12 protein-coding genes are annotated in these 12,272 nt (G+C 52.8%); 8 read left to right on the top strand and 4 right to left on the bottom strand.

What is annotated here, in order from left to right; all coding sequences use genetic code 11:
* Positions 1-106: 106 nt before the first annotated feature.
* From KNP64_RS10975 to KNP64_RS10965, 3 genes are read left to right on the top strand one after another with little or no spacing between them, the layout of a single operon-like run.
* Positions 107-1,549 carry a leucyl aminopeptidase gene (locus KNP64_RS10975; protein WP_214793389.1) on the top strand — a complete coding sequence of 481 codons (1,443 nt, stop codon included), beginning with the start codon at positions 107-109 and terminating at the stop codon, positions 1,547-1,549.
* On the top strand, positions 1,546-1,704 hold the full coding sequence (locus KNP64_RS10970) for a hypothetical protein (protein ID WP_161787546.1): 159 nt from the start codon (positions 1,546-1,548) through the stop codon (positions 1,702-1,704). The genes KNP64_RS10975 and KNP64_RS10970 overlap by 4 nt, the downstream gene beginning before the upstream one ends.
* Positions 1,685-2,344, top strand: a complete 660-nt coding sequence (locus KNP64_RS10965) for a DUF429 domain-containing protein (RefSeq protein WP_214793386.1) — start codon at positions 1,685-1,687, stop codon at positions 2,342-2,344. Before KNP64_RS10970 ends, KNP64_RS10965 begins: the two co-directional genes overlap by 20 nt.
* Positions 2,345-2,348: 4 nt before the next feature.
* Here KNP64_RS10965 and ytvI read toward each other — a convergent pair whose 3' ends face one another.
* Positions 2,349-3,476: a sporulation integral membrane protein YtvI gene (ytvI, locus tag KNP64_RS10960; protein WP_214793383.1), complete on the bottom strand. Its 1,128-nt coding sequence runs from the start codon at positions 3,474-3,476 to the stop codon at positions 2,349-2,351.
* Positions 3,477-3,561: 85 nt separating this feature from the next.
* On the opposite strand from ytvI, the gene KNP64_RS10955 reads away from it, so the two are divergent.
* Complete coding sequence (locus tag KNP64_RS10955) at positions 3,562-4,350, top strand: MazG nucleotide pyrophosphohydrolase domain-containing protein (protein ID WP_214793380.1); 789 nt, start codon at positions 3,562-3,564, stop codon at positions 4,348-4,350.
* Positions 4,351-4,417: 67 nt separating this feature from the next.
* The gene (locus KNP64_RS10950) at positions 4,418-6,619 is read left to right on the top strand and encodes an N-acetylmuramoyl-L-alanine amidase (RefSeq protein ID WP_483299151.1); all 2,202 of its coding nucleotides are present in this window, start codon (positions 4,418-4,420) and stop codon (positions 6,617-6,619) included.
* 52 nt (positions 6,620-6,671) lie between these two features.
* Here the strand turns inward: KNP64_RS10950 and KNP64_RS10945 are convergent, their stop codons facing one another.
* The 3 genes from KNP64_RS10945 to KNP64_RS10935 are packed head-to-tail and all read right to left on the bottom strand — an operon-like array spanning position 6,672 to position 10,472.
* Complete coding sequence (locus KNP64_RS10945) at positions 6,672-7,712, bottom strand: ribonucleotide-diphosphate reductase subunit beta (RefSeq protein ID WP_214706533.1); 1,041 nt, start codon at positions 7,710-7,712, stop codon at positions 6,672-6,674.
* Positions 7,669-8,175, bottom strand: coding sequence for a flavodoxin domain-containing protein (locus tag KNP64_RS10940; RefSeq protein WP_138859138.1), 507 nt, complete (start codon positions 8,173-8,175; stop codon positions 7,669-7,671). The genes KNP64_RS10945 and KNP64_RS10940 overlap by 44 nt, the downstream gene beginning before the upstream one ends.
* Positions 8,176-8,204: 29 nt before the next feature.
* Complete coding sequence (locus KNP64_RS10935) at positions 8,205-10,472, bottom strand: ribonucleoside-diphosphate reductase subunit alpha (RefSeq protein ID WP_256441389.1); 2,268 nt, start codon at positions 10,470-10,472, stop codon at positions 8,205-8,207.
* A gap of 508 nt (positions 10,473-10,980) precedes the next feature.
* On the opposite strand from KNP64_RS10935, the gene KNP64_RS10930 reads away from it, so the two are divergent.
* From KNP64_RS10930 to KNP64_RS10920, 3 genes are read left to right on the top strand one after another with little or no spacing between them, the layout of a single operon-like run.
* A complete protein-coding gene (locus tag KNP64_RS10930; RefSeq protein WP_214711822.1) occupies positions 10,981-11,214 on the top strand; it encodes a DUF1871 family protein in 234 nt (77 codons plus the stop codon).
* Positions 11,215-11,226: 12 nt separating this feature from the next.
* Positions 11,227-11,475, top strand: a complete 249-nt coding sequence (locus tag KNP64_RS10925; RefSeq protein ID WP_034778343.1) for a NifU N-terminal domain-containing protein — start codon at positions 11,227-11,229, stop codon at positions 11,473-11,475.
* Positions 11,472-12,272: a glycosyltransferase family 2 protein gene (locus KNP64_RS10920; RefSeq protein WP_138859140.1), complete on the top strand. Its 801-nt coding sequence runs from the start codon at positions 11,472-11,474 to the stop codon at positions 12,270-12,272. The genes KNP64_RS10925 and KNP64_RS10920 overlap by 4 nt, the downstream gene beginning before the upstream one ends.

Raw genomic sequence — 12,272 nt, 5'->3', positions numbered from 1 at the left:
GAGTTAACGCCTGAATTCGAAGATTTATTGACTCTTGCGCATACTGTTTCATTATTTGGCAGAAGTTCGTTATGCTAACCATATATAAAGAAGGGAAGTGGCAAACATGTATCAAGTGAAAGACTTAGATTGGAACGGCTCATATGACACAATCGTCGTGGGGATCGGCGCTGCCGACACGATTGAGGAAGGACTCGATTCATTGTTTAATGGACGCGTCAAAGCATTGATTCAATCGGCAGATATTTCAACGAAAACAGGTGAAGTCTCCATCGTCCCGACGTTTGAGGGAACGGTCAAACGGATCCTATTCGTCGGTCTCGGACAACGGAACGAAAATACGGTTGAAAACGTGCGCAATTGGTTCGGGAAAGTCGCCAAACACATCAAAGCCCGTGCCTTCACGGACGTCGCGGTCGCCCTCGACACGTTCGGACCGAACACGGCGAAACTGTTTGCTGAAGCGTATGAGATGGCGACGTATGAGCATCCTACATACAAATCAGAGCCGAAACCGGCGAAACCGGACGTAACGATCACGTTGCTCGGAGCTGATGCAGAGGAAGAGGCGCTAGCAGGTGCAGCTTACGGACGTGGTGTGAATGTGGCGCGGTCGCTCACCATGATGCCAGCCAATATTTTGACGTCGGAAACGCTCGCGGACTATGCGGTCGAGTTGGCCGAACGTCACGGCTTTGAACATCGCATCATTGAGAAAGAAGAGATGGAAGGGCTCGGAATGGGCGCGCTTCTCGCCGTCAACCAAGGGTCGACGATCCCGCCGAAGTTGATCGTGCTCGAATATCGCGGAGCTGGAGACGAGGCGCCTGTCGCTGTCGTCGGAAAAGGCATCACGTTTGATACGGGCGGTTACTCGATCAAGCCGAAAGACGGCATCGTCGGTATGAAAGGGGATATGGGCGGCGCCGCGACGGTACTTGGTTTATTCGAGACGCTCGCGACGACGAAACCGAACGTGAACGTCACCGGTGTCATCCCATCGACGGACAACATGATCTCAGGGGACGCATTCAAGCCGGACGATGTCATCACGGCGATGAACGGGAAGACGATTGAAGTGCTCAACACGGATGCGGAAGGTCGTCTCGTCCTCGCCGACGCCGTCACCTTTGCCAAGACGTATGAACCGCAAGCCATTATCGATGTAGCGACGCTCACGGGCGGTGTGCTCGTCGCACTCGGTACGGAAGTGACTGGTTGCCTGACAAACGATGCGTCGCTCTACGGCGCCTTAGAAGCTGCGAGCCGTGACACGAACGAACTCGTCTGGCAGATGCCATACTTCGATGTCTTCATCAACCAAGTGCGTAAGTCGGAAGTCGCCGACTTGAACAACTCACCGGGCCGTTACGGTCATATGATTTTCGGCGGCGCGTTCGTCGGTGAGTTCGTCGGGGACACGCCTTGGCTCCATCTCGACATCGCTGGGACGAGCGAACGTTCGTCGGCGAGCGACCTCGGACCAAAAGGACCGACTGGCGTCATGGTGCGCACACTCGCGACGATGCTCGAAGGATGGAAACGTTGAAAATTGGATTTGTATTGATCGGTTTGGCCGTCGTCTCCGGTTTCGGATACACGGCTTGGCCAAGCCGTTGGTTGTTAGGAGTGACCGTCTTTTGCGCGGTGCTCGGAGTGTTGTTTTTGATGCAGGAGGGACGCCGTGGTCGGAGTAGGAATTGATGGCGCGCGCGGGGGCTGGGTACGAATCACATACGACAGCATCTCGCTCTGTTTGACCATCTCAGAGAAGTTGGAAGATTTATTGATCGAAGGGGCCGTGCATTTTGTCGATATGCCGAAAGACTTAGGGTCGATCGACAAGCCTGGCCGAACGTGTGACGCGTGGATGCGATCGCAACTAAAAGAGCGGAAGTCATCGATCTTCACACCACCGATTCAAGAAGTGGTAACAGAAGCATCGTATGAGACGGCCAACGCGAGAAGTCGCGAACTAGTCGGAAAAGGAATCAGCAAACAAGCGTGGAACCTTGTGCCGCGGATTCGAGAGTTTCAAACGATCGCTGAAACGGACGTCTATGAGTCACATCCGGAAGTGTGCTTCGCCGTCATGACCGGGAACGAGGCGCGTTTCAGCAAGAAGACCGAGGCGGGAGAACTCGAACGAATCGAGTTGTTGCGCCGCTATTCAAAAAGCTCGCCCTGGAAGTGGAAGATGTCGAACGTACAAGTCGATGATATCATCGACGCCTGTATGTTGGCCGTGGCCGCCTATGAGGCGGGAACGACTGGGATGGTGACGCATCCGGACCAAACTGAAGGAGCGCCGTTCGTGGCGGTACCGAAGACAAAAGAGCGATGACGCGTCATCGCTCTTTTGGTGTCGTCGGCCCGAGGACGAATCTCCACATATAGTGAAACACTTGGGCGTTATAGAGCGCCTTGAGCAGAACGGCCAAGACCGGTCCTAAAATGAAACCGAGCACCCCGAACAGTTGCAAACCGACAAAAATCGAGATGAGGGCGGCGAGCGGGTCAAGTCCAATGTGAGAACCAACGATTTTCGGTTCAGCCAAGTTACGTTGGACGATGACGACGATATACAAGATGACGAGGCCGATGGCGAGGAACCAGTCGCCGCTCACGGCGGCATAGGCGGCCCATGGCAATAGCAGCGTCCCGACGCCGAGGTACGGCAACAAGTCGAAGATGGCCGCTAAAAGAGCGAAAGAGAATGGATTGTCGACCCGCAGGATGAACATGCCGACAAGGACGATCCCGAACGTGATGGAGATAAGCGTCAATTGGGCCCGGACGTAACCGAATAGGGCCGAGCGCAAATTGGTCATGACCAGTTCAAATTCCTTGAAGCCTTTTCGCTCATTCAAGCGCGCGATGGACCGCATGTAGACGTTCCAGTCTTTCGTGATGAAGAACCAGGCGAGCACGATGACGATGAACAAGAGCAAGACAAGCGGTAAGGCGCTGAGGATATTTTGCAGTAAACCGGCGACCCCTCGTGACAAGACGCCGATCGCTGCTCCGAGCTGGACCCCGATCTCGGTGATCCCGCCTTCGAGCGAGTTCGTCTGTCCCGGATTGAGCCGCTGGACGCTGTCATACGCATCATTGACGAACGGGGCAATCTTTTCGTTGAATAGGCGTTGTATGTATTCGGTGAACGTTTCAATCTGGTCGGGAAGTTTCTCGGCGGCGATCGTCAAGTAACGGATGAGTTGAGTCACCACGATGGCAATCACACCGCTGACGACACTCATGACGATCAACAAGGAAGCGAGCGTCCCAAGAGCCCGGGGCAATTTGGTCTCGCGCTCGAACCAATTGACGAGCGGGACGGTCAACAAGGATAACAAGAAGGCGAACACGAAAGGATACGTGTACGTAAAGAGGACGCTCAGTCCCCAAATGACGAAAACGAGCCCGATAATGACGAGCAGGAAACGAAGTAACTGCCAAAGCCTGGCTGGCGACACGACACATGGCCCCTTTCCTAACGATTGGATTGAGCATAGTATACCACGCAACCGGTAAATATAGAGGATGGATAGGTGATTAAACATGAAGGAATTACAACGACGAATCGATCGGATGATTATTCATTTAGGCGGCTACTGGCGGCCGCTGTCGGGGTTGGCCCGGCTGTTAGAAGAAGTGGGCGAAGTTGGTGGCGCGCTCTATGCCGACGACCGAGTCGCCCTGCGAGAAGAGCTAATGGACGTCTTCGTTATTTCGACGTGTCTGGCGAACCAATATGCCATCACCCTCACGAATCAAACGACAGATCGTGACGAGACGAAAGAAGAACGTAGCTACTACCGCCTCGTGCGCGAAGCGGGGGAAGTTGGCCGCATATTAAATGCCTACGAAGGCGATAAAAAATTGAAGGCGTCCGCGACGCCGGGATCGTTGCAACGACACATCGAGGCCGTTCAACAGGCGGTCATGGAACTTGCCGACATGAATGGATTTGACCTATTCGCGGAAATCGCCTCGTTGATCGAAGACAAGTCGTCCCGAGATTTCGGACGCTTCGACCATACCCCCGACCCGATTACGGAAGATTCGGTCCGCACGTATCGTTCTTATGTGGAAGGACGGTACTGGGGCGGGGTGAAGGCTAAACCTTTCGAAGAAGTGAGCCGATATAGAGAGCGGGAAGGGCATTTGGCTCGGTTTTTAAAGATCGCCGAAGTCGAGGGACTCGATGGGTTTGTCATTCGACAACCTGAGCCGTCTTTCCAAATCGATCGCTCCATCGAGACTGATTTGCAACTAGCGGCCCCTTTCGCCGTCGAGATCGAGCGACATGGCACTGATACGTTTTGGATTGTGCGAAAACAAGGGTAAAAACATTCACCTTTTTTGGAAAAAGTATTCATCATTTTTTCAAATATTTACTTTTTCAATAAAAGCAATGTGCTACTATGAAGGTGTTGTCAGTCGCGATGTGCGTATTAAGAAAGGAATATTTTGGATGAATATGAAGCTTTTTAAACTTGCCCTCATCATAACCATTGTCTTGTTTTCAATCCAAATACCCGCGGTGGAAGCCGCTACTTTGGACGGAGAGACGACAGTCAACTTGAACGTTCGCTCTGCACCAAGTACGAACGGAAAATTGATACAAACGCTAAAAAAGGGAACAAAAGTAAAGTATGTAATTTATAACAAATCGTGGAGTAAGATATATTTAAACGATCGAACGTACTATGCTTCCGCCCAGTACATCAAGCGAATCCCGTCCCAATCCACGACGGTCACGAAGCAAGCTGTCACTTCGACGGGTGTGACGACCGTCAACTTGAACATCCGTGTGTCGGCCCATAGCAAGGCGACCGTGTACCGGACGCTTAAAAAAGGCACGACCGTTCAATATGCCGTGCATAACTCGTCTTGGGCGAAAGTGTACTTGAACGGGAAGACGTATTATGCGGCCGAGGCATATATTGCCCCGAAAGCCGTCGCATCGACACCAGCCCGTGAAACAGGCTATACGAAACGTGATTTGAAGTTGTTTGGCGAACGGAATCAGCGTTCGTCGGTGTTGAAGGTATTGCCGGCCAAGTCAGCGGTCGTCTCGAGCAAATATAACTCGAGCTGGTCGGTTGTCTACGTTGGCAGTAGCACATATTATACGCCGACGGCATGGATCACGCCGGGAACGTTGAAACCGAGCGCGGCAAAAGTAAACGGTCATGCCAACCGTGAGTTGAAGTTGTTTGGCGAGCGCAATCAGCGTTCGAAAGTGTTGAAAGTATTGCCGGTCACGACGGAAGTCGTCTCGAGCAAATATAACTCAAGCTGGTCGGTCGTCTATGTCGGAAGCGAAACGTATTATGCGCTGACGGCTTGGATTACGCCTGGGGCACCGACGATGCCTCCGCCGACGACGAAACCGCCAGTCGTAAAAGTCGATGGTCATGCTAACCGCGAGTTGAAACTGTTCGGCGCGCGCAACCAACGTTCGACGGTGTTGAAAGTGTTGCCGGCCAAGTCGGCGGTCGTCTCGAGCAAATATAACTCGAGTTGGTCGATCGTCTACATCGGCAGCAAAACGTATTACACGCCGACGGCATGGATCACACCAGGAGCGCCGCCGGTAACGAAACCGCCGACGACGAAACCGCCGGTCATTCAAAAAGTAACAGGATATGCGAACCGAAATGCCAACCTGTTCAAGAAGACGCTTCAATCATCACCAGTCGCTCGTGTGTTGCCGAAGTATACGCCGGTGACGTACAGCAAACATAACTCGAGCTGGTCGGTCGTCTATATCGGGTCGGACACGTTCTATACCCCGACAGCTTGGTTGTCGGCCGGGAAGGCCCCGGACGCCCCTGCGGCGACGCCTAAAGGGAAAGTGTACACGAACACACCAGGGGACGTCTTGAACGTCCGGGCGAGCGCCTCGGCGAGCTCGACGATTCTCGGCCGACTCGCTCATAGCACTCAAGTCGACCATTACGGCTCGACGAACGGCTTTTATAAAATCAAGTACAACGGTCGCGACGGCTACATCGCGACGGCTTACGCGATGACGCTCAAGCCGAGCGCGACGAGCAACGCCGTCATCGTCCTCGATGCGGGCCATGGAGGCGGTGACCCGGGAGCGGTGAATGGATCGCTCTATGAGAAGGCGATCGTTCTCGATGTGACGAAACGAGTCGAGGCGTATCTTCGTTCGAAGTATGACTACCAAGTCCGGTTGACGCGCTCGACGGATGTCTACTTGACGCTTGACCAACGCGTTCAGACGGCAAAAACGCTTCGCGGCAACTTGTTCGTCAGCTTGCACACGAATGCTGCGACGACTCAGTATGCTAAAGGTGTCGAGACGTTCTATTCGTCTTATTCAGCCCACAGTTCGAAGAGCCGTGTGCTGGCGACGAACATTCAATCCAATTTGATGGGCAAGATGTCCGGGATGACGAACCGCGGTGTGAAGACGGCGAACTATTATGTGATTCGTTATAATACGATGCCATCGGCCCTCGTCGAACTCGGTTTCATCTCTTCGCCGCAAGACGTCACCCACTTACGGAGCAACGCCTCACGCCAACGGATGGCGGAAGGTGTCGCTGAAGGGATCGCTCAGTACGTACGCGCTTATCATTAAATTTCATCCATTAAAAACGCCCCGACTCACGATGAGTCGGGGCATTTTGTGCTTATAGGTCGTCGAAGCCGTTGGCGTCGGTGACTTTTGCGTACGAGCGTGACTTCTGTTCGAAGAAGTCGGATTTCGTGGCATTCAATGAATCGTCTGAGTACGCACGAATCCACGGCATGACGTCTTCGTTGAACCCTTCATACAGATCGTTCAAGCCGATGACGCGGAGGCGCTTGTTGGCGAGGTATTTGACGTAATCGCGCATCTCGCTGACGTCGAGCCCGTCGAGGTCGCGAAGGACGTATTCGCACCATTCGACTTCGAGGTCGACGGCTTCCCCCATCGTGTCATAGACGAACTGGCTGAAGCTGCCGTCGGCGTCGATCTCCGGGTTTTCCGTCAAGACGGCCCGGAGCAACTGGCTGACGAAATACGAGTGTTGCATCTCGTCACGCTGGATGTAGCTGATCATCGTCGACGTGCCGACCATCTTCTGGTGACGGGCCAAGTTGTAGAAGTAGGCAAAACCGGAATAGAAGTTGATGCCTTCGAGAATAATCGAGGCGACGAGCGACTTGGCGAACGTCTCGGCCGTCTGGTCGGCCCGGAAGTCCTCGTATAAGTCTAAGATGAACTGATTCCGTTTCATGACCATCTCGTCGTCCTTGGCGATATCGAAGATGCGATTTTGCTCGCTGAGCGGGACGAGGCTCGAGAGGACGTAGCTATATGATTGGTTATGGACGACTTCTTGTTGAGCGATGACGGCGAGCACGGCGTGCACTGACGAGTCTGATGAGAACATCGATGACTCGAGGATATAGCGTGTCTGTACCGAGTCGAGGATCGACAACAACCCGATGATCCGTTTGAAGGCGTCTTGTTCACGCTCGCTCAACTGCGGCCATTGCTGCATGTCTTTCGACATCGAGATCTCATCCGGGATCCAGAAGTTTGAGAGCAGTTGTTTATAGATGGTGTAAAACTGCGGATAGGCGATGTCGTTCCAATTGACGATGGAACTCGTCTCGCCCCCGATAATGGCAGTCGCCCGGTTAGGATGTTTGGGCGACAGTAGTTTGATCTTTTGAATGGTCATGGACATATACTCCTTCTTCGGTGTTTCTAGCCAACCGTTCGGCCCAGTGACGGACGTTGTACGGTTGATTGCGCGGTGACTGCTCGATTTTCAATGTCTCACCGGCGAGGGGAATTCCGTATTTCGAAAGGTGGTAGGCCATCTCGTCGACCGCTCGGCAGAAGTGGACGAACATCTTGTCACCTGTCCCAAACACGGCGGCTTGGCGAAGCGGCACATTAAGTTCTTTCAAGACGAGACGGAACGTATCTTTCATCTCGTCCGGCAAGACGCCGTCCGCCCACGTATACGACCCGAAGTAAACGAGGTCGTACGTGGCGAGTGATTGGGCTTCGCGATGGCCAATGCGGTCCGCTTCATATAGGGCGACACGGTCGCCCCGATGGACGTGGGTCGCCTGAATCAGCTCGGCGACCTCTTCTGTATTCCCGCTCATCGAACTATAGACGATTGCGACGTTCATGGTTGGTCCCACCTTTCTGTTACGTGACGTTACGAAGCACACGATTCACATTCGTCGACTTCAACAGTCGTCGAACGCGTGTAGTAAATTGATTTCATTCCGAGTGACCAGGCCTCGAGATGCATCGAGAGGAGCTCGGTCGCTTTTACGTCATTTTTGACGTAAAGGTTGAAGCTGATCGCTTGGTCGATGTGACGCTGGCGGGCCGCGTTTTGACGGATGCTCCAGAGTTGGTCGACTTCGAACGCTGATTTATAGAACCAGTTTGTCTCCGGGTTGAGGTCAGGGACCGTCACCGGGATCTTATAGTTTTTCTTCTCTTCCGAGTAGACCTTCTTATAGACCGGATCGATCGAAGCCGTGCTACCCGCGATGATCGCTGTCGACGAGTTCGGTGCGACCGCCATCATGTAGGCGTTGCGGACACCGTTTTGATGAACCGCTTCCGCGAGGCCGTCCCAATCGAGTTCATCGTGTGAGCGGTAGTTACGGCGTTTGAAGTACTCACCCGTATGCCACTCCGATCCTTCGAAGACGCCGAATGCGCCTTTTTCTTTGGCTAATTCCATTGACGCTTGAATCGTAAGGTAAGCAATCTTCTCATACAGCTTTTCCGCGTACTGGACGGCATCGACCGATTCCCAACGGATGCCTTCGAGGGCGAGCAGGTGATGCCAACCGAACGTTCCGAGTCCGACGGCGCGGTATTTCTGGTTCGTGATCATCGCTTGTGGCACTTCAATCGTGTTCAAGTCGATGACGTTGTCGAGCATCCGCATTTGAATCGGGATGAGTCGCTCGAGGACGTCCGATTTGACGGCTCGGGCGAGGGCGATTGAGCTCAAGTTACAGACGACGAAGTCACCAGGTGTCTTCGTGATGACGATTTTTCCGTCTTCCGTGTACTCTTCATCGATTGTCGTCGGCGACATGTTTTGCGCGATCTCTGAGCAGAGGTTCGAGCTGTAAATCATGCCCGCGTGTTTGTTCGGGTTGGCACGGTTCACGGCGTCGCGGAAAAACATGTAAGGCGTTCCTGTCTCGAGCTGTGAGCGCATGTACCGTTTGACGAGGTCGATGGCCGGTACCGTTACGCGCGAAAGCTCCGGCGTATTGACGCACGCTAAGTATTTCTCGGTGAACGAACCGCCATTTTCCGTCTCATCGTAGAAGTCTTCAAGGCTGAAGCCCATGACCGTACGTATTTCGTGTGGGTCGAACAAGTGCCAGTCGCCACGTGCTTCGACCGTACGCATGAACAAGTCGGGCAAGCAGACGCCTGTGAACAAGTCGTGAGTCCGAAGGCGCTCGTCCCCGTTGTTCAATTTCGCATCGAGGAACTCAAAAATGTCCTTATGCCAAATGTCGAGGTAGACGGCAATCGAGCCTTGGCGCATGCCGAGCTGGTCGACCGAGACGGCCGTGTTGTTCAGTTGCTTCATCCAAGGGAGCGCGCCGCTCGAGACGCCTTTGAAGCCTTTGATGTCGCTGCCGCGTGAGCGGATCTTGCCAAGATAGACGCCGATTCCGCCGCCGCCTTTCGAGAGCGTGGCCACATCTGTGTTCGAGTCGTAGATGCCGCGGAGCGAGTCGTCGACCGTGTCGATGAAACATGAGCTGAGCTGCCCGTACGATTTCCCGGCGTTCGAGAGCGTCGGTGTAGCAACCGTCATATAGAGGTTCGATAATGCCCAATACGCTTCTTCGACGAGTTTCACACGTTGGTCAGCGTTCTCTTTTTGCATGAGCGTCATGGCGATGACCATGAACCGCTCTTGCGGCAACTCGTACAAGTTTTTGACGTGGTCGCGGCCGAGGTAACGGTCTGCTAACGTCCGGAGACCGATGTATGTGAACATGCGGTCACGTGACGGGTCAATCAACGTCTCCAAGTGGGCGATGTCTTCTTTCGAGTACGTATCGAGTAGTGCTGAGGTGAAGATGCCTTTTGTCGTGAGCGTCTCAATCATTGGATAGAGAGCGCCGTAACGCATCGAGGCGTCATAACCGCGGTTACGGGCCGCTTCTAAATAGAGGCGGTTTAAGTACATTTCTGTGGCGACGAACGTCCAGTCCGGCTCTTCGGCCTTCAACATATCGAGGGCGTGCATCGTCAAGAGTTCATATACTACATCTTGTGTCAGTGTCTTTCCTTCGAGCGCCCGAACGGCTCGTTCTTCGTATCGTTCGACACTAAGCTGTGGGTAGCGTTGTTTTAATGATTGGATCAATGTCGAGACGTCAGTAAGTGTTGGCGCAGCAGCCAACATCGTCTCGTGATGGATAGGGGATGTCAAAACGATCACTCCTTCTTCGGATGTAGATATTATAAAGGTATAGCGGAACTTGTCCGATTCGACGTCAATGATGGATGAACGTGATAAATATCCGTTAACTATATATTGACGTTTTATTGTCTTTTTAATCATAAATCACCTATATTTAGTTTTGCAATCTTGACATTCGGCAAACTGTCGACGCCTAGATTACTTTTACTCAAAAACGGCGCTATCATCCGATTTGAGATGAGATATGAGATAGAAAAAAATTAAATTGACGTTTGCGTGAGAACCCGTGCAATTTTATGTAAGCGGTCAATCATGAACCGGATGTCCAAATAAACGATAAATTCATTGGATTTCGTCCTATCTTCTATTCAATTTACGATTTGAGCGATTACTATATATAGTGACGACTGCTTTTTCAAAACGAGGGAAATTCGAACGCTCACTAGCATCGAACTGAAAAGTGAGGTAGATTGAGGGAGTACGATTTGAAATCAAGGTAAAAAGAAGGGTTTAACAAATGAGAGCAGAAGACTTATTATTAGCATGGGACCCACTCGGTTACGGGCTTGGGTCGTATGGACCAGAGTTTGACGATATCGTCTTGGCGCTCATTCACGTCGATTCGATCGATCAATTGGATGACGTGATTCGACAGATCTTAACAGACGCTTTTGGCGACTGTCCAAGTGAACCAGAAACACGGGCCATGGCGGCACGACTACTCACGTCTTCAGAATCTTGTCAACTATAAGGGGGAACCACGATGTTACGTATCGATCCAACACCGAATCCAAATGCAATGAAAATTACACTTCCTGAGAACGTCTTCGGCGCGAAAAGCCAAAGCGTGAAAGCCGGCGAAGAGACGGACCAACCGCTTCTCGCGAAACTCGTCGCCATCGAAGGCGTCGAGAGCGTATTCGCCTATGGCGATTTCGTCACGGTATCGAAAGAAAACGGCGTCAGCTGGGAAGCCATCTTGCCGCACGTCGAAACTGCTTACCGCGGATGAACCCGCTCGTTTCCATCGTCATCCCGGTCCATTCGCGGGAGACGGAACTGACGGAACTGCTCGAATGTCTGGTCGTCCAGACGTTCGGGGAGTTTGAAGTACTTGTGATCAATAATGACGGGCCGCCAAAACAGCATCTTTTGGCGCCTTTTTTGAATCGATTATCGATTCGATATATCGAGCTTGGCGAGAATCATCACGTCAAAGCCCGCAATCGCGGCGTACAGGAAGCGAGCGGCGACTATATCCTGTTGCTCGACGATGATGATTTGCTCATGCCGACCCATATCGAACAAGCGCTCGAGGACATCCGTTCGGCCGACCTCGTCTTCACGGACGCGGAACTGTTCCGCTTCACGTGGGAAGATGGGCGCCGTCGCGTCACCGACTGGGAGGCATTCGCCTATGCCCTCGATTTGGAGCGACTTCGCCAAGACTCGACGTTTATCCCGTCCGGTACGCTCTATCGAAAACAGCTCCACGAGACGATTGGGTCGTTCGATGAGGACGTTTATAACTACTGGGATTGGGATTTCATTCTACGTGTCAGTGAGGTCGGGACGATTCGTCATCCGGCCCGCGCGACGGTGCTCTATGCGTTCAATGGCACCGACAACTTGTCGGCCAAACAAGACGAGACACGCCGTCGTTACTTTGATCGGTTCTGTCACAAGCACGGTTTGGTCAATATGGAAATGAAGAACTTCCATATCGTCCAAGCCGAACGACGGGACTATGTGAGACAGACAGAGAGAACGTTCACAGGGGCGTTCCCCGGTAGAACGGAAGGAGAATAA

This window comes from Exiguobacterium sp. s64 (assembly GCF_018618035.1).
Lineage (GTDB): Bacteria > Bacillota > Bacilli > Exiguobacteriales > Exiguobacteriaceae > Exiguobacterium > Exiguobacterium mexicanum_A.
This window is presented reverse-complemented; position numbering and strand designations above follow the sequence as displayed.